Origin of the sequence: Faecalibacterium tardum (genome assembly GCF_040096515.1) — a bacterium.
Taxonomy (GTDB): domain Bacteria; phylum Bacillota; class Clostridia; order Oscillospirales; family Ruminococcaceae; genus Faecalibacterium; species Faecalibacterium tardum.
The window spans coordinates 54,722-77,212 of the sequence record NZ_JBBMEO010000008.1 but is presented as its reverse complement, the minus strand read 5'-3'; the positions used below and the strand labels follow the sequence as shown (position 1 = coordinate 77,212).

At 58.7% G+C, this 22,491-nt stretch carries 15 protein-coding genes, 5 tRNA genes and 1 pseudogene; 7 read left to right on the top strand and 14 right to left on the bottom strand.

Going from position 1 to position 22,491, the window contains the following annotated elements; genetic code table 11:
- Positions 1-7: 7 nt before the first annotated feature.
- From WMO44_RS07390 to WMO44_RS07355, 8 genes are all read right to left on the bottom strand, one after another.
- A complete protein-coding gene (locus tag WMO44_RS07390; RefSeq protein WP_249254046.1) occupies positions 8-1,219 on the bottom strand; it encodes an ABC transporter permease in 1,212 nt (403 codons plus the stop codon).
- Complete coding sequence (locus tag WMO44_RS07385) at positions 1,216-1,965, bottom strand: ABC transporter ATP-binding protein (protein WP_249254044.1); 750 nt, start codon at positions 1,963-1,965, stop codon at positions 1,216-1,218. The genes WMO44_RS07390 and WMO44_RS07385 overlap by 4 nt, the downstream gene beginning before the upstream one ends.
- 14 nt (positions 1,966-1,979) lie before the next feature.
- Entirely contained in the window at positions 1,980-3,779 is a 1,800-nt protein-coding gene (locus tag WMO44_RS07380) for an HlyD family efflux transporter periplasmic adaptor subunit (protein WP_349152195.1), read from the bottom strand.
- A 227-nt stretch (positions 3,780-4,006) separates the two neighbouring features.
- Positions 4,007-4,408: a NusG domain II-containing protein gene (locus tag WMO44_RS07375; RefSeq protein ID WP_249240381.1), complete on the bottom strand. Its 402-nt coding sequence runs from the start codon at positions 4,406-4,408 to the stop codon at positions 4,007-4,009.
- The gene (locus tag WMO44_RS07370; protein WP_349152194.1) at positions 4,405-6,321 is read right to left on the bottom strand and encodes a flavocytochrome c; all 1,917 of its coding nucleotides are present in this window, start codon (positions 6,319-6,321) and stop codon (positions 4,405-4,407) included. Before WMO44_RS07370 ends, WMO44_RS07375 begins: the two co-directional genes overlap by 4 nt.
- 109 nt (positions 6,322-6,430) lie before the next feature.
- The gene (locus WMO44_RS07365; protein ID WP_005935035.1) at positions 6,431-7,429 is read right to left on the bottom strand and encodes a GGGtGRT protein; all 999 of its coding nucleotides are present in this window, start codon (positions 7,427-7,429) and stop codon (positions 6,431-6,433) included.
- Between the two features lie 18 nt (positions 7,430-7,447).
- Positions 7,448-8,149 carry an iron-sulfur cluster assembly scaffold protein gene (locus WMO44_RS07360; RefSeq protein ID WP_015537775.1) on the bottom strand — a complete coding sequence of 234 codons (702 nt, stop codon included), beginning with the start codon at positions 8,147-8,149 and terminating at the stop codon, positions 7,448-7,450.
- Positions 8,150-8,478: 329 nt separating this feature from the next.
- Positions 8,479-9,672 (bottom strand): MFS transporter, encoded by a 1,194-nt coding sequence (locus tag WMO44_RS07355; RefSeq protein WP_349152193.1) that lies wholly within the window; start codon positions 9,670-9,672, stop codon positions 8,479-8,481.
- Between the two features lie 161 nt (positions 9,673-9,833).
- Between WMO44_RS07355 and hisS the strand changes: the two genes are divergently transcribed.
- A complete protein-coding gene (gene hisS / locus WMO44_RS07350; protein WP_349152192.1) occupies positions 9,834-11,075 on the top strand; it encodes a histidine--tRNA ligase in 1,242 nt (413 codons plus the stop codon).
- 143 nt (positions 11,076-11,218) lie between these two features.
- On the opposite strand, the gene WMO44_RS07345 is transcribed toward hisS, so the two are convergent.
- From WMO44_RS07345 to WMO44_RS07320, 6 genes are all read right to left on the bottom strand, one after another.
- On the bottom strand, positions 11,219-12,640 hold the full coding sequence (locus tag WMO44_RS07345; protein ID WP_005922101.1) for a glycine--tRNA ligase: 1,422 nt from the start codon (positions 12,638-12,640) through the stop codon (positions 11,219-11,221).
- Between the two features lie 154 nt (positions 12,641-12,794).
- Positions 12,795-14,999 (bottom strand): ATP-binding protein, encoded by a 2,205-nt coding sequence (locus WMO44_RS07340; RefSeq protein ID WP_349152191.1) that lies wholly within the window; start codon positions 14,997-14,999, stop codon positions 12,795-12,797.
- The gene (locus WMO44_RS07335) at positions 14,992-15,828 is read right to left on the bottom strand and encodes a substrate-binding periplasmic protein (RefSeq protein WP_349152190.1); all 837 of its coding nucleotides are present in this window, start codon (positions 15,826-15,828) and stop codon (positions 14,992-14,994) included. Before WMO44_RS07335 ends, WMO44_RS07340 begins: the two co-directional genes overlap by 8 nt.
- 175 nt (positions 15,829-16,003) lie before the next feature.
- Positions 16,004-16,489: a 23S rRNA (pseudouridine(1915)-N(3))-methyltransferase RlmH gene (gene rlmH, locus WMO44_RS07330; RefSeq protein WP_349152189.1), complete on the bottom strand. Its 486-nt coding sequence runs from the start codon at positions 16,487-16,489 to the stop codon at positions 16,004-16,006.
- A 266-nt stretch (positions 16,490-16,755) separates the two neighbouring features.
- Positions 16,756-19,005 (bottom strand): DNA gyrase subunit A, encoded by a 2,250-nt coding sequence (locus WMO44_RS07325; RefSeq protein WP_349152188.1) that lies wholly within the window; start codon positions 19,003-19,005, stop codon positions 16,756-16,758.
- Between the two features lie 137 nt (positions 19,006-19,142).
- Positions 19,143-21,134 (bottom strand): DNA gyrase/topoisomerase IV subunit B, encoded by a 1,992-nt coding sequence (locus WMO44_RS07320; protein WP_349152187.1) that lies wholly within the window; start codon positions 21,132-21,134, stop codon positions 19,143-19,145.
- 336 nt (positions 21,135-21,470) lie between these two features.
- On the opposite strand from WMO44_RS07320, the gene WMO44_RS07315 reads away from it, so the two are divergent.
- The 6 genes and pseudogenes from WMO44_RS07315 to WMO44_RS07290 all read left to right on the top strand — a co-directional run.
- Positions 21,471-21,546, top strand: a tRNA-Phe gene (locus WMO44_RS07315).
- Positions 21,547-21,578: 32 nt separating this feature from the next.
- Positions 21,579-21,654: transfer RNA gene (locus tag WMO44_RS07310), tRNA-Gly, on the top strand.
- A gap of 29 nt (positions 21,655-21,683) precedes the next feature.
- Positions 21,684-21,757 (top strand) — tRNA-Asp (locus tag WMO44_RS07305).
- Between the two features lie 169 nt (positions 21,758-21,926).
- Positions 21,927-22,002: transfer RNA gene (locus WMO44_RS07300), tRNA-Gly, on the top strand.
- Positions 22,003-22,031: 29 nt separating this feature from the next.
- Positions 22,032-22,106: transfer RNA gene (locus tag WMO44_RS07295), tRNA-Cys, on the top strand.
- Positions 22,107-22,371: 265 nt separating this feature from the next.
- A pseudogene (locus WMO44_RS07290) lies at positions 22,372-22,473 on the top strand (IS3 family transposase); the annotation flags it as partial.
- Between the last annotated feature and the right edge of the window lie 18 nt (positions 22,474-22,491).

The window sequence follows — 22,491 nt, the reverse complement described above, 5'->3', positions numbered from 1 at the left end:
GCCGCGATCAATCGTAGCGCAATGCTTCAATGGGGTTCAGCCGGGCTGCGCGCCGCGCCGGCAGATAGCCGAACAGCACGCCGATGCCCACCGAGATGCCAAAGGCCACCACAATGGAGTTGAAGGAGGGGCTTACCGTAACGGTGGTATCGGTCATAAACATGGGCAGTACCCGGTTGGCTGCCATGGACACCGCATAGCCCAGCGCAATGCCCAAAACGCCGCCCAGCGCAGAGGTGGTGGCTGCTTCCACCACGAACTGTGCCAGAATGGTGCGCTCCTTTGCGCCCAGTGCCTTGCGGATGCCGATCTCGCGGGTGCGCTCGGTCACCGACACCAGCATGATATTCATAATGCCGATGCCGCCCACCAGCAGCGAGATGCTGGCAATGCCGGTAAGTATCACGATGACCATGTTGATCATCTTGTTCATTTCCTCCAGCCACTCGCTGGCGCTGTACACATAGTAGCCGTTTTCGGTCTTGAGGATCGACATCAGTTCCTCTTCCATGGTGGTCTTGGCCTCGTTGGCAAAGTTTTCGTCGGTCATCACCGCCGTATAGTTGTTGACCGAGCTCTGGCTGGAGAGCCGCATCACGGTGGTGTAGGGCAGGTAAACGCAGTCATCATCGCTGCCCTGCTGCATGGTGGGGTCACTGACCTTGGCCGCCAGCACGCCCACAATGCGGAACTTGTTGGCACCGATCTTGAGCGTCTGCCCCACACCGTTGCCGCCAAAGGCCACCCGGTTCAGGTAATCGCCAATGATGCAGACCTGCTTGTTGTCCTGCATATCCATGTACTGCAGGCCGCGTCCCTGCGCGAGCTGGTAGTTCTTCATTTCAGTGTAGTTCTCGTCCACACCGCTTATGTTGGACCAGCGGTAGCTGGTGGTACCAATCTTCAGCGTACCACTGGCATTGCCGCTGAACTCGATCTGGGGCGACACCGCCTTGATCAGGTCGGAATGCCGCTGGCATATATCGTACATCTCCTCCACCGGCACGGTACGGGAGCCGTAGCCCCACACCTGAATGCTGAGGGTGTTGGTGCCCAGTGCGGAAAAGCTGTCCCGCATGCTCTTGGTCATGCCGTTGCCCAGACCCACAATGACGATGACCGCCATCACGCCGATGATGATGCCCAGCATGGTCAGAAAGGTGCGCAGCTTGTTGCTCCACACATTCTGGATGGCCTGCCGGAAGGTTTCAAAGATCATGCCTGTTCCTCCTTTTCCGGCGTTTCGGGCAGCAGGGTGGGCTGCACCATGGCCTCCGGTGCGTGGGAGTCGCCGTCATACACCACCTGACCGTCCTCCAGCCGGATGATGCGGTCGGCCTGCACGGCAATGGAGTTGTCGTGGGTAATCAGCACTACGGTGTGTCCCTGCTTGTGCAGCTGCTGCAAAAGCCCCAGCACCTCGCGGCCAGTATGGGAGTCCAGCGCGCCGGTGGGCTCGTCCGCCAGAATGACCGGCGGGTTGCGCACCAGTGCCCGCGCAATGGACACACGCTGCTGCTGGCCGCCGGAAAGCTGGTTGGGGCGATTTTTCAGCTTGTCGCCAAGCCCCACCTGCTCCAGCACCTCCCGGGCGCGGATGTGGCGGTCGGCGCGGGAGATGCCCGCATACACCAGCGGTACCTCCACGTTTTCCATCAGGTTCAGCTTGGGCAGCAGATTGTATTGCTGGAAGATAAAGCCCAGCATTTCGTTACGGATGGCGGCCAGCTCGTTGCGGTTCATCTTGCCCACGTCCCGGCCGTTGAGCCGGTAGGTGCCGTGGGTGGGCACATCCAGACAGCCAATGATGTTCATGCAGGTGGATTTGCCCGAGCCGGACTGGCCCACGATGGCCACGAACTCGCCTTTTTCGATTTTCATGGTGATGTGGTCGGCAGCCTTTACCGTGGTATCGCCCATCTGGTAATATTTGCAGACCTCATCAAACTCGATCAGAGCGCTCATTCATCCCTCCTGCGTCAATCCACCACGACCGCGCCGGCCTCGGCGGGGTCGATGCCCTCTGCAGGCTCTTCAGCGTCCGCTGCGGGGGCTTCACCGTTTTCCGTCTCCTCCGGCAGCGTCTCCTCGCCGCCCTCAGTGAGGTCTGCGGCGTTTCCGGCGCCGCCGATCACTTCGCCGTCCATATCGTCATAGCCGCCAGAGCCGTAGTCGTAGTAGCTGTCGCTGCTCACAGAGCTGGGGTCGTAGGCGATGGTATCGCTCTCGGACAGGCCGCTGGTCACCTGCGTATAATTGTCATCGCTGACACCGGTCTTTACCTTGACGTACACATAGCCCTCCGGTGCGCTCATGGAGTCATCGGCGTTCACGGCACTGGGCGAGTCCTGCCGCACCAGCACATAACCGCCGCGCACGATAGCGGCGTTGGGCACGGTAAGCGCATTTTTGGCCTGTGCCACCACGATCTCGGCGTTGGCGTTCATACCCGGGCGCAGACCATCGGTCTCGTCGATGCGTACGGTCACCGGGTAGGTGGTAGTGCCGCCGCTGGTATCACCCTTCATGGACACACGGGTGACCACGCCCTCGTAGGTCTTATCCTTCACGGCGTCTGCGGTCACCTGTACGGACTGCCCCACCTTCAGGCTGCTGACCTGCAGCTCGTCCACGTTGATAGTCATTTCCAGATAACTCAGGTCGTAAATGGTGCACAGGTCGCTGCCAGTGCTCAGGGCATCGCCCACCTTGGCATTCTTTTCGATGATGGTGCCGCTGATGGGTGAGGTGATGGTGTAGTTATCCATAGTGTCCTGCATATTCTGCATGGACAGCTCCGCGCCGCGCAGGGTCTCGGAGGCAGACTGGATGGACTCAGTCAGTTCCTCACCACTGAGGGTCAGGATGATGTCGTCCTTGTTCACGCTGCCACCCTCCCGCACATTGATAGCAGTCACGGTGCCGGAAGACAGCGCAGTCAGGGTGCGCTCGGCCTGATACTGGAAGTTTGCCGCTGCAATGCAGCTGACCCCGTTGACAGTAGCCGTAGCCGCCTGTGCCGTGGTCAGACCGCCTGCGTTGGACACCGAGAGGGTCACGGTGCGGGTAAGCAGATTGCCGGTGCTCAGGGCATCGGTGCCGGTCACGGAGGTAATAGTGCCGGGCAGCACCTCAAAGGTACCGTCCAGCGTCACCTCGGCGGTCTGCCCTACCGAGAAGTTGGCAGCATCCGCAGCCGGGAATTCCAGCACCAGATTCATCTTGGAGCTGTCCCGCACCACAGCCACTTCCTGACCGCTCTTTACCTCATCGCCCTTGTTCACCTTCAGGCTGCTGACGACGCCCGCCACCTCGGCGCGGACATACTGGCGGTCTGCGGTCTTATCGTAGCTGCGCTGCGCCTGCTGCAGGGTGATAGCTGCCTGCTCCACCTTGGTGGTAGCGTCGGAGGAATCCACCGTGTACAGCACAGTGCCCTCTTCCACGATATCGCCCTCTTCAAAGCTGCCGGTCAGCACCTTGCCGGTCACCAGCGACTTGACGCTGTAAGTATTGGCGGGCTTCAACGTGCCGGTGCCGCTGAGCGTGTTGGAGACATCCCGGGTCTCGGGCGCTGCTTCCGTATAGGAAGTATCCACGTTTGCGGGCTTTGCGCTCTTGGGCTTCAGCAGCCACCAACCGCCGGCCAGCACCACGATGGCTACCGGCACCAGCCACTTCCAGTTCTTTTTGGCAAATGCCGCCGCGCCGCCTTTTTTCGGTGCAGCCGCTGCGTCCTGCTGCGGGTCGGCGGGCTGTTTAGACTTTTTCCAGATCATTCTTGCCGTTCCTCCTAGGTTCTTTTATGACAAGATGCTTTTTTGTAAAAAGCATCCATCAGAAACTCTTATTTGTAGTGTATCGCATTTTGCCCCGATAAACAAGCGTCCAATTTTCGTTTCACGGCATTTCCACAAAGTTTCAGACTTTTTTTACAAAGAACGGCTTTTATTCAAGCAAAAAACAGCACCCGGAGGTTTCCCTCCGGGTGCCGTTTCCTTTGTTTTTACCCTGCGTCTGCGGTGGGCTCTACCACCACATACACCCCTGCGGGTACACAGGCGGCCCATGCGCCGTCCTTGTCCAGCCAGCCGAATTGCTCACAGACATGGTCCGGGCACTGACTGTCCAAAAACGCAATGGCGCCATCCTTTACCTGCAAGTGCACGATGTAGTCCCCTACCTCGTACAGGTAATCGTGATCCTGCGCAAGGGGCAAAGTCTCGGTAACGCCGTCACCGAAATCCACAACGGCCTGTAAGCCGCTGCCCTTTGCGGGGTGCTGCGCCCGCACCGCAAGAAAAATGCCTGCGGCAAGTGCCAGCACCACCAGTGCAAAGATCACATTTTTCTTCCACGCGCTGCCCTTGGGGGCGGCGGTGTCAGAATTTTTTTGCTTTATGCTCATGCAGCATACTTGCTGGCAGCTGCACCGGCAATGCGGCCAAAGACGGTAAAGTCGGCCACAGCGTTGCCGCCCAGACGGTTTGCACCGTGCACGCCGCCGGTCACCTCACCTGCTGCGAACAGGCCGGGGATCACAGAGCCGTCAGCCTTCAGCACCTCGGTGTTGGTGTTGATCTTCAGGCCGCCCATGGTGTGGTGCACACCTGCGGTGACCTTGATGGCGTAGTAGGGAGCGGTATCCAGAGCCTTTGCAAAGCTGGTGCGGCCAAAGTCGGGGTCGTTCTTGGCCTCAACGTAGCCGTTCCAGGTCTTCATGGTCTCGGCAAAAGCAGCCTCGTCCACGCCCATAGCCTTTGCCAGTTCCTCGTAGGTCTGGCCGGTCACGGTGTAGCCCTTCTTGATGTAGCCCTGAATGACGCTGGAAGCATCAACCATAGCCTGATCCACCACCAGCCAGCTGTAGCTGCCAGTCTGAGCGATCTCGGCAGCGGAAACCACGTCACGGGTGCCCACTTCATCGATAAAGCGCTTGCCCTCGGCGTTGATCAGCACAGCGCCATCGCCGCGCAGACCCTCGGTGATCAGAGCGGCGGTGTTAGCCTCCACGGTGGGGTGGATCTGGATCTGATCCATGTCCACGGTGTCAGCGCCCACAGCGGTAGCCATCTCAATGCCCTGACCCTGTGCGCCTGCGGCGTTGGTAGTCATAAAGCCCTTCAGCTCGGGCTTGTACTCGGTGACCATGTCCAGATTTGCGCCGAAGCCGCCGGTGGTCAGCACCACAGCCTTGGCATTCACAGTGATGGTCTCGCCGGTGGAACCGGTAGCCTTCACACCCACAACGGCACCGTTTGCATCGGTCAGCAGCTCGGTAGCGGTGGTGTTCAGCAGGGTCTGCACGCCGGCCTTGTCGCAGTTTTCCTGCAGCAGGGGGATCATGTAGGAGCCCACAGAAAGGGTCTTGCCCTCAGCATCCACGGGGCGATGGATACGCTTGACGGATGCGCCGCCGAAGCTGGAAACGCTGTGCAGGGTGATGCCGTGCTCGTCCAGCCAGTCGATGGCGTCAGCGCTGTTAGAGCACAGGGTCTCCACCAGTGCGGGGTCGTTGATGCCCTTGCCGCCGATCATGGTGTCCAGCTCCATCAGCTCCACAGAGTCGAAGTAGCCCTTGGGGTCTGCCTGATAAGCTGCCCACTGCTCAGAGACGGTCTTGGCCAGAGCGGTGATGGTAGCGTTGTCGGCGTACTTTTCAGCAGCGGTCTTCAGGGTCTTTTCCACGCCTGCGGACTCGCCGAACTCGTTCTCATCCTGATACACGGTCTTGCCGGCGTTCATGCCGCCGGTAGCGCGCACGGAGTTGCCGCCCACCATGGGCTGGCTTTCCAGAATGACCACGCTTTTGCCCTCGGCAGCAGCAGTGATGGCAGCAGTCATACCTGCACCGCCTGCACCCACGATGGCAATGTCTGCATCAATGGTAGAGTCCTCGGCCTTGGTCGTGTCGGCCTTGACCTCGGTCTTGTAGTCATCAGCGTTCAGGCCGGCTGCGACCAGAGCAGCAGCAGCAGCCTCCTTGATGGCGTCGGAGGTGATGGTTGCAGTGGCTACGCCGTCCACGGCAATGCTGCCGCTCTCGGCAATCGCGCCGGGCAGCTGCTCCAGAGCCATGGTGCCGATGCCGGGGGTCTCGTCCTTGCCCTCAGCGGTGCAGCCGGTGATCTTGCCGTCGGTCAAAGTCAGAGTGACGGTAACATCGCCGCCCATACCCTTGGCTGTACCGGTGAACTCGCCGGACACGCCTGCGGTGGAGGAGGCAGACTTGCTACCGCAGCCGTAGCCCAACAGGCTGACGCTTACAACAGCCGCCATGGCCAGCGCAGCCACGCTCTTGCGGATCTGATTCTTTTTCATTGTTTCATCCTTCTTATTTTGGGTTGCTTGTGTTCGGATATCTATCAGCAAAAAAGGGGGAGCTGCTCATTCGGAAAGCAGCTCCCCCTCGCTGAAACTTAGGAAAGACTTAGGCGTTAGCCTGAGCTGCAGCAACAGCGCAGGCAACGGTAGCACCGACCATGGGGTTGTTGCCCATGCCGATCAGACCCATCATCTCAACGTGTGCGGGCACAGAAGAGGAGCCTGCGAACTGAGCATCGCCGTGCACGCGGCCCAGAGAGTCGGTCAGGCCGTAGCTTGCGGGGCCTGCAGCCACGTTATCGGGGTGCAGGGTACGGCCGGTGCCGCCGCCGGAAGCAACGGAGAAGTACTTCTTGCCGTTCTCGATAGCCCACTTCTTGTAGGTACCGGCAACCAGATGCTGGAAGCGGACGGGGTTGGTGGAGTTGCCGGTGATGGAGCACTGCACGTCCTCCTTCTTCATGATGGCAACGCCTTCCATAACGTCGTTAGCGCCGTAGCACTTAACGGCTGCACGCTCACCCTCGGAGAAGGGGATCTCCTTGACCACAGTCAGGGTCTGGGTGGGGATATCGTACTCGGTCTGCACATAGGTGAAGCCGTTGATACGGGAAATAATGTAAGCTGCGTCCTTGCCCAGACCGTTCAGGATGACGCGCAGGGGGGTCTTACGGACCTTGTTTGCGGTGCGGGCGATGCCGATAGCACCCTCAGCAGCAGCAAAGGACTCGTGGCCTGCCAGGAAAGCGAAGCAGGTGGTGTCCTCGCTCAGCAGACGAGCGCCCAGGTTGCCGTGGCCCAGACCGACCTGACGCTGCTCAGCAACAGAGCCGGGGATGGTGAAAGCTTCCAGACCCTCACCGATTGCAGCTGCGCACTCGGCAGCGTCGGTCAGGCCGCGCTTCACAGCGATAGCGGTGCCCAGAGTGTAAGCCCAGACAGCGTTATCAAAGCAGATGGGCTGCACGCCGCGGACGATCTTGTCGCAGTCGATGCCCTTAGCGAGGAGCATCTCGTTGCAAGCGTCCAGAGACTCCAGACCGTTAGCCTTCAGGCATGCCTCGATTTTAGGCATACGGCGATCCATAGATTCAAAAGTTGCCATTGAGTTGTTCCTCCTCTCTTATTCCTCACGCGGGTCGATGTACTTCACAGCGCCCTGCTCCTTGCTGAAGCGGCCGTAAGTACCCACGTTCTTCTCGTAAGCCTCGTTGGGGGTCTTGCCGTGACGGATATCCTCCATCATCTTGCCCAGCTTAACGAACTGATAGCCGATGACCTCATCGTTAGCGTCCACTGCCAGCTTGTTGATGTAGCCCTCGGTCAGCTCCAGGTAGCGCACACCCTTCTCCTTGGTGGAGAAGATGGTGCCGGTCATGGAGCGCAGACCCTTGCCTAGGTCGTCCAGACCTGCGCCGATGGGCAGACCGTCCTCAGAGAAAGCGGTCTGGCTGCGGCCGTAGACGATCTGCAGGAACAGCTCGCGCATAGCCACGTTGATGGCGTCGCACACCAGGTCGGTGTTCAGAGCTTCCAGAATGGTCTTGCCGGGCAGGATCTCGCCTGCCATAGCAGCAGAGTGGGTCATGCCGGAGCAGCCGATGGTCTCCACCAGAGCCTCTTCGATGACGCCGTTCTTGATGTTCAGGGACAGCTTGCAGGTGCCCTGCTGGGGTGCACACCAGCCCACACCATGGGTGTAGCCGCTGATGTCCTTGATCTCATAGGCCTTGACCCATGCACCCTCTTCGGGGATGGGAGCCGGACCATGCTTAGGACCTTTGGTGATCGGGCACATATTCTGTACTTGCTGCGAATAGGTCATAATCATACTCTCCTTTTGACAAATGTCGCTTTGGCAGCATAAAACCGCCGCCGCGCCCTGCCGGCACAGCTGCTGCTCCATACTGCTTGCATCCGAACCGGGTGCGCTGCTCTCTTTCAGCGCCTGCACCGGTACTACCACGCATGATTTTATTATAGAGAAAACGGACGAATTTTGCAAGTCATTTCCTGCAAAAAGTACAGCCGGGTTTTACGGTCATGCAGAGCTAACTGGCATTTCCACCGCTTTATACAAAACAATCGTCAAGTTTTTGTCAATTCTGCCGTAAGCACCGGCAAACTTTTTGCAGCTCTTTCTTTTTGCGCGTTTCAGCGCAGGTCTTTCCGCACCGGATGCAGCGCCCAAATGGCTGCAAAACCCGCTGCCGCACCAGCTATGGCAAGCAGGTGCCGCCCGTTTTCCAACGCCAGCAGATCAGCCGCAAAGGGGAACGCAAGACTGCCCACGCTCTGCCCCAGTGCCAGAAAGCCGTAATTCACCCCCGCATGGGGCAGGCCGAACAGGTCGGTGGAAAGGGCGGGCAGCACCGCCGCCAGCGCCGAGTAGCAGAAGGTAAGCCCGGCGTAGCACACCACCACCCACCAGCCCTGCGCTGCCCAGAACGCCGCCGACAGCGCAAGCGAAGCCGCAAACAGCCCAAGGTCGGTGGCGCGGCGGCCAATGTGGTCGCTGAGCATGGGCATCAGCATCCGTCCCGCAGCGCTGCCCACGCTGCCCAGTACGATGCTCCACAGCGCAGCAGTTTCATCCAGCCCGCGCTCCATACCCAGCTTTAGGATGATGGGGCTGAACAGCAGCACCGCCGGGGTGGAAAAGCACACCGCGCCCGCGCACAGCCAGTACTGCTTTGTGCGCAGCATCTGCCCCGGGGAAAGGTCGAGGGTGTTTTTTCCGCTTGGCTGCTGCTTTTTCTGCGGTGGGTCGCTGAGTACCGCGCTGCCCGCAAGGCACACCGGCAGGGTGAGCGCCCCCAGCGCCCAGAACGCGCCCCGGATGCCCTGCACCGGGCCAAAGCCCCGCAACGCCGCCCGGACGAACAGGGTAAGGAACGCGCCGGAAAGTCCCACCGCTCCGCCGATGACCCCGGTCGCCAGTCCCTTGCGCCCCGCGTACCACTTTTGGGCGCAGGACTGGATAGAGGGGTACAAAAAGGCTGTGCCCAGCCCCGCCGGGATGCTGAAGGCCAGAAAGAACCCCCACCCTGCCCTGCCCGGCAGAAAGGCCGCTGCAAAAAAGCCGCCGCAGAGCAGGGCTGTGCCCCACAACGCCGCGCAGCGCGGACCCTTTTTATCCTGCAAAAAGCCGCCCAGCACACACCCCACCCCAAAAGCGGCGATGAGCAACGCAAAGGCGTAGCCTGCACCCTGCTCCGAAAGGCCGTATTCCTCCATGACCGGCTTCTGAAATACGCCCCAAGCCGCCGGTAAGCCGGTAAGCACCTGAATGGCTGCCCCCGCAGCCAGAATGGTCCACGGGTGTTTTGCTGCAAACTGCTGCTTCATACTTTCACCTCAAAGATTTGTGCAATTTGCGATAGTGTGCCCATTTGGATTGACAATCCGGCATTATCCTTTATAATGGTAAAGTACTGAGTTAAAACGCTCCCGCCCCTTTTCAGGCATCGAGGGCGGGTACAATTTACAGATAGAGAGGAATTACTGTTATGAAAACACAGGCTTTGAAGGGTATGCGGGACCTGCTGCCCGCCGAACAGACCCTGCGCGACTACATTCAGGGCAAGATTCTGGAGACCTACCGCTCTGCCGGTTTTGAGCGCATCTCCACCCCCATGCTGGAGGATATGGAAAATCTCGATAAATCCGAGGGCGGCGACAACCTGAACCTGATCTTCAAGGTGCTCAAGCGCGGCGATAAGCTGACCGCTGCCCTGAACACCGGCGACCCCAAGCAGCTGTCCGATATGGGTCTGCGCTACGACCTTACCCTGCCGCTGAGCCGCTATTACGCAGCCAACAAGGATAAGCTGCCCAACCCTTTCAAGGTCATTCAGACCGACCGGGTGTTCCGCGCCGAGCGCCCGCAGAAGGGCCGTCTGCGCGAGTTTGTACAGTGTGATATCGACATTCTGGGCGATGCTTCCCCCAACGCCGAGGTGGAGCTGATCGATGTGACCACCCGCGCCTTGCTGAACATCGGCTTTACCGGCTTTACCGTCAACATCAACGACCGCCGCATCCTGCGCGGGATGCTGGAGAGCATGGGCTTTGCCGCCGACACGCTGGACTCCGTCTGCATCACCTTTGACAAGATGGACAAGATCGGTGCCGAGGGCGTGAAAGCCGAGCTGACCGAGAAGCAGCTGCCGGAGAGCGCCATCAACGCACTGGCAGACTTTATTGCCGCCGGGGACGTGACGCTGGACGCCGTAGCTGCCCGCTGCGCCGACCCCGCCATCGCCGACGACCTGAAGTATGTGCTGGCCACCGCCAACACGCTGGCTGCCGGCCGCTATCAGGTGGCCTACTGTCCCAGTCTGGTGCGCGGTCAGGGCTACTACACCGGCATGGTGTTCGAGGTGACCTGCCCGCAGTTCAGCGGTGCTGTAGCCGGCGGTGGACGCTACGACAACATGGTGGGCAAGTTCCTTGGCGTGCAGGTGCCCGCCGTGGGCTTCTCCATTGGCTTCGAGCGGGTGTGCGGCATCCTGCTGGAGCAGGGATACCAGATCCCCGGCGCAAAGCAGAAGATCGCCCTGCTGTACGGCAAAGGCACCGACTTCCCCGCCGTGCTGCGCAAAGCTGCTGCGCTGCGTGAGCAGTACAACGTCACCGTGCTGCTGCAGGGCAAAAAGCTGGGCAAGCAGCTGGGTCAGCTGGAAGCAGCAGGCTTTGCGGGCGCTGCCTTTATGGACAGGGACGAGGTCAAGATCTTCGCCCAGCAGTAAACCGCCCGCCTGACGATTTTAGATTTTGTGGCTCAGAAACGTCTGCGGACGTTTCTGAGCCACTTTTTTCAGCCGTCACGACACTAAAAAAGCAGCCCCGTCGGAGCACCGGCGGGGCTGCTTTTGTGCATGATAGTGTATTTTTAGAACTCGATCTTGCTCTCGATGTAGCTCTTCAGCTCGCTGATGGGCATACGCACCTGCTCCATGGTGTCACGGTCACGGACGGTGACGCAGTTGTCGGCAGCAATGCCCTTGGCCTCGTCGCCCACGGTGTCAAAGTCCACGGTGATGCAGAACGGGGTGCCGATCTCGTCCTCGCGGCGGTAACGCTTACCGATAGAACCGGTATCGTCGTAATCCACCATGAAGTACTTGCTCAGCTCGTTGCGGATCTCCATAGCCTTCTCGCCCAGCTTCTTGCTCAGGGGCAGCACGGCGCACTTGTAGGGAGCCAGAGCCGGATGCAGATGCAGCACGGTGCGGATATCCTCCTTGCCCTTGCTGTCGGTCAGGTGCTCCTCATCGTAAGCCTCGCACAGGAAAGCCAGCGCCACACGGTCGCAGCCCAGAGAGGGCTCGATGACGTAGGGAATGTAGTGCTCGTTGGTCTCGCTGTCGAAGTACTCCAGACTCTTGCCGGAAGCCTCCTGATGGCGGGTCAGGTCGTAGTTGGTACGGTCTGCAATGCCCCACAGCTCGCCCCAGTCGGTGAACGGGAAGGCATACTCGATGTCAGTGGTAGCGCGGCTGTAGAAGGCCAGCTCTGCAGGCTCGTGGTCACGCAGGCGCAGGTGCTCCTTCTTGATGCCAAGGCTCAGCAGCCAGTTCTCGCAGTAGTCCTTCCAGTAAGCAAACCAGTCCAGATCCGTGCCGGGCTTGCAGAAGAACTCGCACTCCATCTGCTCGAACTCGCGGGTGCGGAAGGTGAAGTTGCCCGGGGTGATCTCGTTGCGGAAGGCCTTGCCCACCTGACACACACCGAAGGGCAACTTGCGGCGGGTGGTGCGCTGGATGTTGGCAAAGTTGACAAAGATGCCCTGTGCGGTCTCGGGACGCAGATAGCAGGTGGAGGAGCTATCCTCGGTCACGCCGATGGCAGTCTTGAACATCAGGTTGAACTTGCGGATGGGGGTAAAATCGTGCTTGCCGCACACAGGGCAGACGATATCCTCGTGCTCTGCGATGAAAGCGTCCATCTCGTCAAAGCTCATGGCGTCCACGTTCACCTCGGGGTGCTCCTCACCGATCAGCTTGTCGGCGCGGTGGCGTGCCTTGCAGGCGCGGCAGTCCAGCAGGGGGTCCGAGAAGCTGGACACATGGCCGGTGGTCACCCATGTCTGCGGGTTCATGATGATGGCAGCATCCAAGCCCACGTTATAGGGGCTTTCCTGCACAAACTTTTTCAGCCATGCCTTTTTGACGTTGTTCTTGAACTCCACGCCAAGGGGGCCGTAGTCCCAGCTGTTGGCCAGACCGCCGTAGATCTCGGAACCGGGGAACACATAACCACGGTTCTTGCAAAGATTGACGATCATGTCAAGGGTCTTTTCGCTCTGTTCCATTGTAGTACATCCTTTCCGTCCGCGGCTGGTTTGCCGTGTCGTATCGTGTTGTGTGCCGGCGGCTTTCCCACCGCCGGGCGTGCTTGTGGCTTGCGCAAGCACAGTATATTTACTGTACCATGTTTTGCCCCGCTTGTAAAGCCCGGCAAACAGTTCAGTTGCGCTCTGTCAGGTATTTTACCAGCAGGCGGTACAGGGCATCCGGGTCGATTGGTTTAGACAGGTGCTCATTCATGCCGGATTCCAGCGCCTTACGGCGATCCTCTGTAAAGGCGTTTGCCGTCATGGCAAAGATGGGGATGCTCTTTGCGTCCGGGCGGTCCATGGCGCGGATGGCGCGGGTGGCCTCGTGGCCGTCCCGCACCGGCATCATCACGTCCATCAGAATGGCGTCAAAGCCGTCCACCGGCGAGGCCGCAAAGGCTTCCACTGCCTGCTGTCCATCGGCGGCTTTGGTCACTTTTACACCCACATCGTTCAGTAAAAACTCCATGATCTCCATATTCAGGGCGTTGTCCTCGGCCAGCAGCATCCGCCGTCCCTGCAGCACGGTAAGGTCTGTCTGCTGCCGCTCCGGCTCTTCTGTTGCAGTATTGTCGATAGCAAAAGGCAGGGTGATGGTGTAGGTTGTGCCCACGCCCTGCTTGCTTTCCACCCCGATGGTACCGCCCATCTTATCCACAAGACTTTTGGCAATGGACATGCCAAGGCCGGTGCCGCCGTATACCGAGCGTGCCCCGGCGTTCTCCTGCGTGAAGGGCTCGAACATCCGCTGCTGGAATTCCTCGCTCATACCGATGCCGGTGTCCGCGCAGACAAAACAGATCTGCGCCTTGTCCCCGTTGCTGCTCAATTCAAAGCAGTCCAGCATCACCCGGCCCTTTTCCCGGTTATACTTGATGGCATTGCTGAGCACATTCATCAGCAGCCGTTTGACGTGCAGCGGGCTGCCCACCAGCCGTGGATGCGGCAGCCTGCCGTATTCCCGGTGCAGAACAATTCCGCGTTCTGCCGCCTGTTTTTCCAGCACGTCCGTGATCTCGTGCATCAGCTCGGGCAGATCAAAGGGCACGTTTTCCAGCACCACCTCGCCGGACTCCAGCTTGCCCATGTCCAGCACCTCGTTCACCAGCTCCAGCAGCAGGGTGGAAGCCTCCCAGATCTTTTTGCGGCAGTCGGCCTGCCGTGCCATATCCTCCGGGCAGCGGTCGCCGATCTCCACCATACCCCGGATGCCGTTGATGGGGGTGCGGATATCGTGGCTCATGCGCTGTAAAAACTCGGTCTTGGCAAGGTTTGCGCTCTCCGCCTTCAGCGCAGCCGCCTTGAGGGTCTTTTGGTACTCCTGCTCCCGGCGCAGCTGCTGCTCCCGGTAGCGCTGGTCGGTCTTGCCGCGCAGCAATTGCAGCAGGAACAGAACGACCATGTAAGCAAAGGCAGCCATGCTCACATTGCGCATGGTAGAGACATATACCTCCTGCTCCGGGCGGTAAACATAGATGTAAAAACTGCGTCCCTGCCCTACGATGCCGTAGGCGTACTGCTGCCCGGTGGTGCTGTGCACATGGATTACGCCGCCATCGGTGCTGCGCGCCTTTAGGGCAGAAAGGGTGGGGTTTTCGTCCACGGTGGTATCCAGCAAGGCAGTATCGTTGCTGGCCACGATGCGGTCACCACGGGTCACCACGATGGTTCCGTCCACAGCGGGGTTATAGCCCTGCACGCAGTTCTGGTAGGAAAGGCTGTAATTGCGTACATATTCTGCCGTGGTGCGGTAGTATACCACAAGCACCCCGTCCCCGTCCTTCCGGGCGCAGGCTGCGGTGTCCACATAGGAGCTATCCTCCTTTTCCGTCCGCCCGGCGTAGACCTGTTCCGGGTGGTCGGCCACCTTCAGCACGATAGAACCGGCCAGCTCCTTTTCCATCTGTTCCCGGATCTGCGGGTCTGACACCCGGCCATCCTGTGAGGCACCGCACAAAATTTTGCCCTCTGCCGAAAGCACAAGGATGCCGCTGAGGGTATAATCCTGCAAATATTCTTCCATGGCGGCATCGTCCAGCACCCGCCCGTGGTTTTCCTGTTGATCCCGAGCGATCTCACTGCACAGATGCTGGGCGTTTTCCATCATCCGCATCAGGCTTTTGGTCTCCGTGGCAAGGTTCAGGTTATCGTAGCCGGTGCACTGCTCCTTAACATAGCTGATGGTATCCTCAAACTGCTTTTCAGCATTTTGCAGATCACTGTGCGCCGAAAGCCCCAGCACGCCGCCCAGCAGCAACAGTCCCGCAAGTGCACACACCATAATGAACTGCTTCCGGTTGAAAATACTCTGGCTCTTTTCCATTCCGTCACGCATGGGTGCTGTCCTCCAGTCCATCCAGATAGTGCTCGGGGTCGTCCAGATAGCGGCTCACGATCTGCCGGACGGTGCCATCCGCCAGCATCTCCTGAAACACCTCCGTCAGCTGCTGCGGCAGGTCATCGCCGCGCTCTTTGGCAAAGGCAACGCCCAGCCGCGCCGTCATCAGCGGCTCGTCCAGAATGCGATATTCTACGCTGTAATCCTTCATGAACTGCCGGATGGCGCTTTCGTGGGCGGCTAAGGCGTCCGCGTAGCCTTTGAGCAGGGTGGTGTAGAGCAGATCCCGGTTCTGCAGGGAATACAGCCTGCGCAGCCGGGGCAGTCCGTTCTGCTCTGCGTTCAAAAACAGCTCCTCCGGCTTTGTGGTGGACTGCACCGCCACTACCTTGCCGGCCAGATCCTGCAGGGTATAGATGTCGCTGTCGGAGCGCACTGCCACCACCTGACGGCTGTACAGATAAGGCCCTGCCCATTGGTATTCTTCCTCGCGGCCGTCCATGGTAAAACTGCCCCAGATGCAGTCGATGGTGTCGTTTTCCACCAGTTCCTTCTTCTTTTCCCAGTCGATGGTCACAAATTTTGCCCGGCAGCCCAGCCGCCTGAACGCCTCGGTGGCCAGTTCTACGTCAATGCCGGTGGGCGTGCCGTCTGTACTCATATAGTTGAAGGGCGGGTAGTTATCGCTGCCCACCACGATGACCGGCATTGCTGCCGTATAGCTGTCGGCTTTTCCGGTATGCAGGCAGCTGCAAAGCAGCGCCGCACACATTGCCAGCGCCAGCAGACATACCGCCAGCCGCAGTTCTCTTTTGTGTTTTTTCATGGTTTTTCCCTACCATTTTTGTTTCATTTTGCAACAGAATAATCCATGCTATCAGTATAATAAAAACCGCTCCAAAAGAAAAGCCAAAAAATGTTTTTTCGGCAGATTTTACATGTTTCTGTAAAAATGGCTCCCGGAGCGCCTGCGAACGCTCCGGGAGCCAAAAAAACACATTTTACTTGTGGTACTTCATACCCGCATTAATGGTGCAGGCGCGGTAGATCTGTTCTGTGAGCACCAGCCGTGCCAGCTGATGGGGCATGGTGATGCGCCCCATGCTGAACTTGAGGGTAGCGGCCTTTTTCACCTCGTCGGACAGGCCATGGGACGAGCCGATGACAAAGGCCACATCCCCTGCCCCACTGCCGGCGCGCTGTGCCAGAAACTGCGCCAGCTCGTCGGAGGAGATCTGTTTGCCCTCAATGCACATGGCCACAATAGCAGCACCCTTGCGCACATTGGAAAGGATGGCCTTACCCTCCTTGTCCAGCGCCTTTTTTACCACGGCATCCGAGGCGTTTTTCTCCTCGATCTTTTCCTCCGGCAGCTCAATGATGCGGAAGGCGGCAAAGGCCGCCAACCGCTTCTGGTACTCTGCCACGCCCTCGGCGAAATATTTGGCGTTCAGCTTGCCCACACAGATCAGGTCGATATTTTGCATAACAGCTTCCTCTTTTCAGGATAAACGATTTAAAATCGTCTCCGCTTTGCTCTGACATTAACAGTGGAAAGAATATTTTGTTTTCGGGGAAACGGCACGCCTGCGGGCGCTCCGTTTCCCTATTTTCACAAGAGGGGACTTTTCGGAAAGGCAGCGGGGAGTTTCCTGAGCAAATTCCGGCGAAGTGGGGCCCCGGTGCGCAGCACTGGGGCGGAACGGGGGATTCCGGGCTTATTTGCGAAGGAAAGCTCCCCGCCGTCTGCCAATCAAAGCAGGCTCATCTGTTCGCCCTCGTCCTCGGCGCGGATCAGCGCACCGGTGGCGGGCAGGCTGCGCACGCGATAGCGGTGGGGGTTGGCCAGCTCTAAGGTGTCGGCCGGCACCACCGAGGCGATGGTCTGGTTCTTTTTCAGGGTGACCACCGCCACACCCTGACTATCGCGGGTGGTCTTGGCGGCGATCTGTGCCGTGCCCACCAGCAGCATCCGGCTGGCGCTGGTGCGGATGGCAAGCTCGGTCTCCTCCGGCAGGTAGAGCAGCTTCGCCAGCGGCTCCTTATCGCTGTACGCCTTCAGCAGCTTGCGGCGGTTCTGCTTGGTGGCGTAGGAGCTGAGGGGGATCTTTGCGCACTTACCGCTGGCAAAGAAGAACAGCATAAAGCCGCTGTAATCGCCGGTAATGACCATGCTCAGTACGTTTTCGCCCTCGTCCATGCCCAGCCGCCCCGGGATGAAGATGCCCATCTGCGCCACTTTTCCGTCCTCCAGCTCTGCCAGACGCACCTTGTACACCTGCTGCTTGTCGGTAAAGAACAGCGCCTCCACGTTGTTGCGGGTCTCCAGCTGCTGGATGATCTCGTCGCCCTCCTTCAGCTTGTGCGCACCGGCGGTGCGCAGGCTCTGGGGCGGGATCTTTTTAAAGTAGCCCTCCCGGGTAAAGAACACAGTCACCGGGTAGTCCGGCACAGCTTCTTCCTCGGCGGCGGCGTCCTCCTCGGGCAGGTCGTACAAGATCTCACTGCAGCGGGGCTTGCCGTATTTTTTCGCTACATCGTTCAGTTCATTGATGATAATGCGGCGGATGCGGGCAGGCTTTGCCAGCACATCGTTCAGGTCGGCAATATCCTTTTCCAGCTGCTCGATCTCGCCGGTGCGCTTGAGGATGTATTCCCGGTTCAGATGGCGCAGCTTAATCTCTGCCACATAGTCCGCCTGCACCTCGTCGATGCCAAAGCCGATCATCAGGTTGGGCACCACCTCGGTCTCTTCCTCAGTAGTGCGGATGATGCGGATGGCCTTGTCGATATCCAGCAGGATGGCGGCAAGACCCTGCAACAGGTGCAGCCGCTTTTCCTTGCCGTGCAGGTCGTAGTAGGTGCGGCGGCGCACGCACTCAACGCGGAAGGCCGTCCACTCCTTCAGGATCTCCCGCACACCCATGACCCGGGGCTGGCCGGACACCAGAATGTTGAAGTTGCAGCTGAAGCTGTCCTCCAGCGGGGTAGTTTTGAACAACTTCGCCATCAGCTTGTCGGCATCCACGCCGCGCTTGAGATCCAGCGTCAGCTTCAGGCCGTTCAGGTCGGTCTCATCGCGCATATCGCTGATCTCCTTGACCTTGCCGGTCTTGACCAGCTCTGCGATCTTGTCCATGATGGCCTCCACCGTGGTGGTGGGCGGGATCTGGGTGACCTCGATCATATTTTCGCCGGGCACTGCATTGTAGCGGGCGCGCACCTTTACGCTGCCGCGGCCGTTTTCGTAAATTTCACGCATCTGCGCTTCATCATACAAGATCTGACCGCCGCCCACAAAGTCCGGGGCAGGCATGGTGGTGCCGATATCGTGGTGCTCGTCCTTCATCAGCGCCACGGTGGTGGCGCACAGCTCTGCCAGATTGAAAGAGCAGATGTTGCAGGCCATGCCCACCGCAATGCCCAGCGTATTGTTGGCCAGAATGGTGGGGAAAGTGACCGGCAGCAGGGTGGGCTCGGTGGTGGTGCTGTCGTAGTTGGGCACAAAGTCCACAGTTTCTTTGTCGATATCCCGGAACAGCTCCTCGCACACGCCTTCCAGCTTTGCCTCGGTGTAACGGGCAGCGGCGCAGGACATATCGCGGCTGTACGCCTTGCCAAAGTTGCCCTTGCTGTCCACAAAGGGCACCAGCAGGCTCTCGTTGCCGCGTCCCATGCGCACCATGGTGTCGTAGATGGCGGCGTCACCATGGGGGTTCAGGTGCATGGTGCTGCCCACGATGTTGGCAGACTTGGTGCGTGCGCCCTTGAGCAGCCCCATCTCATACATGGTGTACAGCAGCTTGCGGTGCGCCGGCTTGAAGCCGTCGATTTCCGGCAAAGCGCGGCTGACGATGACGCTCATGGCGTAGGGCATATAGTTGGTTTCCAGCGTGCGGGTAATGGGATCTTCCAGCACGCTGCCTGCGTTTAAAATTTCAACGCTGTCGCCCAGCTGCGGGCGCACCGGCTTTAAGGTTTTCTTGGTCGATTTTTTTGCCATTGTGTTTCCTCATACTGTCCAGAGGCCGTGTTTCGGGCTTTTGGGGAGCATTGCTGCCGCCCGCGCCCTCATCCGGCTCGTAAACTCGCCACCTTCCCCCGGCCGGGGGAAGGCTTTGGCACGGTATCGTTCTGTTTTCAGGACACGTCCAGATCATCCAGATACTCTGCGCCGTGCTGGGCGATATGCTCCTTGCGGCCTGCCAGATTGTCGCCCAGCAAGATATCGAACACCTGCGCAGTCTGCACCACATCGGTGGGCATTACTTTAATAAGGCGGCGGCTCTCCGGGTTCATGGTGGTCAGCCACATCATCTCAGGGTCGTTCTCGCCCAAGCCTTTGGAGCGCTGGATGGTGTATTTTTTGTCCCCGATCTTTTCCAGAAAAGCGGCCTTTTCCGGCTCGGTATAGGCAAAATAGGTGCGGTCCTTCGTGGTGATCTCATACAAAGGCGACTCTGCGATATACACATAGCCCTTGTTGATCAGGGTGGGGGTAAGGCGGTAGAGCATGGTCAGCACAAGGGTGCGGATCTGGTAGCCGTCCACGTCGGCATCGGTACAGATGACGATCTTATTGAACCGCAGGTTTTCGAGGTTAAAAGTAGCCAGTTCCTTGTTGTGCTTGCCGCCCAGTTCCACGCCGCAGCCCATCACCTTGATAAGATCCACAATGACGTCCGACTTGAAGATGCGGGCATAATCCGCCTTCAGGCAGTTCAAAATCTTGCCGCGGATGGGCATGATGGCCTGATATTCACTGTCCCGGCTGGACTTGACCGCGCCCATAGCCGAGTCGCCCTCCACGATATACAGCTCGCGGCGGGCGGAATCCCGGGTGCGACAGTCCACAAACTTCTGCACGCGGTTGGCTAAGTCGATTTGCGTGGAGAGCGTTTTTTTGATACTCTGGCGCGTTTTTTCTGCGTGCTCGCGGCTCTGCTTGTTCACCAGCACCTGCTGGCAGATCTTCTGAGCCTCCTCCGGCTTTTCCAGAAAATAGACCTCCAGATAATGCTTGAGGAAGTCGGTCATAGCCTGCGAGACAAATTTATTGGTGATGGCCTTTTTGGTCTGGTTCTCGTAGCTGGTGCGGGTGGAAAAGCTGGAGGACACATACACCAGACAGTCCTGCACGTCCTGAAAGCTGATGGCGCTCTCGCCCTTTTTGTACAGGTTCTTTTCCTTCAGGTACTTGTTGATCTGGTAGACAAAGGCGGTGCGCACCGCGTGCTCCGGGCTGCCGCCGTGCTCCAGCCAGGAAGAGTTGTGGTAGTATTCCAGCAGCTGCACCTTATTAGAGAAACAAAAAGCCGCACTCATGCGCACCTTATAGTCCGGCTGATCCTCGCGGTCCCGGCCCACGGCCTCGCTCTCGCAGCTGAACACGGGGGTCAGGGTATCCTCCCCGGCCACCTCGGCCACATAGTCCGCGATGCCGTTCTGGTAGCACCAGCTTTCATGCCATGGCTTGCCGGTGGCAGGGTCCTTTTCCTTTTCATCGGTAAAGTTGAGGGTAAGCCCCGCGTTGACCACAGCCTGACGGCGCAGCACATCCTTATAGTAGCTGCCGGGCACATCGATATCGGTAAACACCTCGTCGTCCGGCTTCCAGTGGATGATACTGCCGGTGCGGCGTCCCTTGTAGGGCTCCTTTTGCAGGCCGCCCACGTTCTCGCCCTTTTTAAAGTCCAGATGGTAGTGATAGCCGTCACGGTAGATATCGGCGGTCATCCACGCCGAGGCGTACTGAGTGGCGCACAGACCCAGACCGTTCAGGCCAAGGCTGAACTCGTAGTTATCCTCGCCCTCGCCGTACTTGCCGCCCGCGTACATCTCGCAGAACAGCAGCTCCCAGTTGAAGCGCCCCTCGCCGTTGTTCCAGTCCACGGGCATACCGCGGCCAAAATCCTCTACGATGACGCTGCCGTCCTTGCAGCGGGTCACGTTGATGGTATCGCCGTGGCCGTCACGGGCTTCGTCGATGGAGTTGGACACGATTTCAAAGATCGAGTGGGCACAGCCCTCCACACCGTCTGAGCCAAAGATGACTGCCGGGCGCTTACGCACACGGTCGGCGCCCTTTAACGAGGTAATGCTCTCGTTGCCATATTCCTGTTTTTTTGCCATGCTGCTCCTCCCGTCCCGCCGCAGCTGTGCTGTGCAGGACGTCCTGTAATCAAAGCAAGCGCCTGCCCTTTCTATTATATAAGATATATAACAGCATCTCTGCGGGCCTCGGCGCCTGTGTTCTTTTCTTTTATTAAACCATAGGTTGTAAAACTTGTCAAATGTTCTTTCTCTCTTTTCCGGCGCAGCCCTCCGACACGAAAACCGCGAAAAAAGTCGTTCTTATTTTGCGCGCAGGGACGTTGGAAAACAAAAACTTTTCAATTTTTTCAAAAAAGTTTGCATTTACCCCTTTACAAAATCGAAATTTCAGGTATAATAATCATCGTCCGGTGCGCCTCTGTAGCTCAGTCGGTAGAGCAGGGGACTGAAAATCCCCGTGTCATTGGTTCGATTCCGATCGGAGGCACCACGTCAAGGAAACCCGTCAGGGTTTCCCAATATGCGGCCGTAGCTCATCTGGTAGAGCGCCACCTTGCCAAGGTGGAGGTAGCGAGTTCGAGCCTCGTCGGCCGCTCCATTAAGGAGCAGCAATAGTTGCTCCGGTATGGCCCGGTAGCTCAGTTGGTTAGAGCACCAGCCTGTCACGCTGGGGGTCGTCGGTTCGAGCCCGATCCGGGTCGCTTCGTCGGAATGTCAGCCGTTTGTTTGGCAGTCTTACAAGTAAGACCGCCGTAACAAACTCTGAAATTCCTCCTCTTCCCCACAAAATCTTGCTTCGCAAGCTTTCGCGGGGGCCCCGAAATTCGCAAGAATCGCTCGGGAGGGTGCAGGGACAAATGCACCGAATATGCGGCCGTAGCTCATCTGGTAGAGCGCCACCTTGCCAAGGTGGAGGTAGCGAGTTCGAGCCTCGTCGGCCGCTCCATTGGAGTGGTATTCATCACTCCCTTATATGGTGACGTGGCCAAGTGGTAAGGCAAGGGTCTGCAAAACCCTCATCCACCAGTTCAAATCTGGTCGTCACCTCCAAAAGATTCCCGGAAGCTTCGGCTTCCGGGATTTTTTGTTTTTATCGAGCCTTATTCTTGAGAAGCACTCTTCAGCGCACTTTTGCGGTATTGCAGGGGGCTTTGCCCGGTGGCAGCAGCTTTGCCCCGGGGCGATGCAGTAGCTCTGCAGAGTGCGGCAATTCAGCAGCAACGCCTGGCCGGTGCTGAGCGCCACGGCGGTGGACTATGTGCTGCTGAAAGACGCCCCCCTCTCCCCTGTCTACGCCTACCGGGACAGCCGGACGCAGCTCGAAAAGGCCATTGTTGCGTATATCGACTACTACTACAACCGCCGAATCAAATTAAAACTAAACGGTCTGCGCCCTGTACAATACAGGATTCAGACCGTTCAGATTGCTAAATTC

What these genes read in the sequence shown, in the direction of transcription:
- WMO44_RS07390 (WP_249254046.1), bottom strand. Translation starts at nt 1,219, where the DNA reads ATGATCTTTGAAACCTTCCGGCAGGCCATCCAGAATGTGTGGAGCAAC.
- WMO44_RS07385 (WP_249254044.1), bottom strand. Translation starts at nt 1,965, where the DNA reads ATGAGCGCTCTGATCGAGTTTGATGAGGTCTGCAAATATTACCAGATG.
- WMO44_RS07380 (WP_349152195.1), bottom strand. Translation starts at nt 3,779, where the DNA reads ATGATCTGGAAAAAGTCTAAACAGCCCGCCGACCCGCAGCAGGACGCA.
- WMO44_RS07375 (WP_249240381.1), bottom strand. Translation starts at nt 4,408, where the DNA reads ATGAGCATAAAGCAAAAAAATTCTGACACCGCCGCCCCCAAGGGCAGC.
- WMO44_RS07370 (WP_349152194.1), bottom strand. Translation starts at nt 6,321, where the DNA reads ATGAAAAAGAATCAGATCCGCAAGAGCGTGGCTGCGCTGGCCATGGCG.
- WMO44_RS07365 (WP_005935035.1), bottom strand. Translation starts at nt 7,429, where the DNA reads ATGGCAACTTTTGAATCTATGGATCGCCGTATGCCTAAAATCGAGGCA.
- WMO44_RS07360 (WP_015537775.1), bottom strand. Translation starts at nt 8,149, where the DNA reads ATGACCTATTCGCAGCAAGTACAGAATATGTGCCCGATCACCAAAGGT.
- WMO44_RS07355 (WP_349152193.1), bottom strand. Translation starts at nt 9,672, where the DNA reads ATGAAGCAGCAGTTTGCAGCAAAACACCCGTGGACCATTCTGGCTGCG.
- hisS (WP_349152192.1), top strand. Translation starts at nt 9,834, where the DNA reads ATGAAAACACAGGCTTTGAAGGGTATGCGGGACCTGCTGCCCGCCGAA.
- WMO44_RS07345 (WP_005922101.1), bottom strand. Translation starts at nt 12,640, where the DNA reads ATGGAACAGAGCGAAAAGACCCTTGACATGATCGTCAATCTTTGCAAG.
- WMO44_RS07340 (WP_349152191.1), bottom strand. Translation starts at nt 14,999, where the DNA reads ATGCGTGACGGAATGGAAAAGAGCCAGAGTATTTTCAACCGGAAGCAG.
- WMO44_RS07335 (WP_349152190.1), bottom strand. Translation starts at nt 15,828, where the DNA reads ATGAAAAAACACAAAAGAGAACTGCGGCTGGCGGTATGTCTGCTGGCG.
- rlmH (WP_349152189.1), bottom strand. Translation starts at nt 16,489, where the DNA reads ATGCAAAATATCGACCTGATCTGTGTGGGCAAGCTGAACGCCAAATAT.
- WMO44_RS07325 (WP_349152188.1), bottom strand. Translation starts at nt 19,005, where the DNA reads ATGGCAAAAAAATCGACCAAGAAAACCTTAAAGCCGGTGCGCCCGCAG.
- WMO44_RS07320 (WP_349152187.1), bottom strand. Translation starts at nt 21,134, where the DNA reads ATGGCAAAAAAACAGGAATATGGCAACGAGAGCATTACCTCGTTAAAG.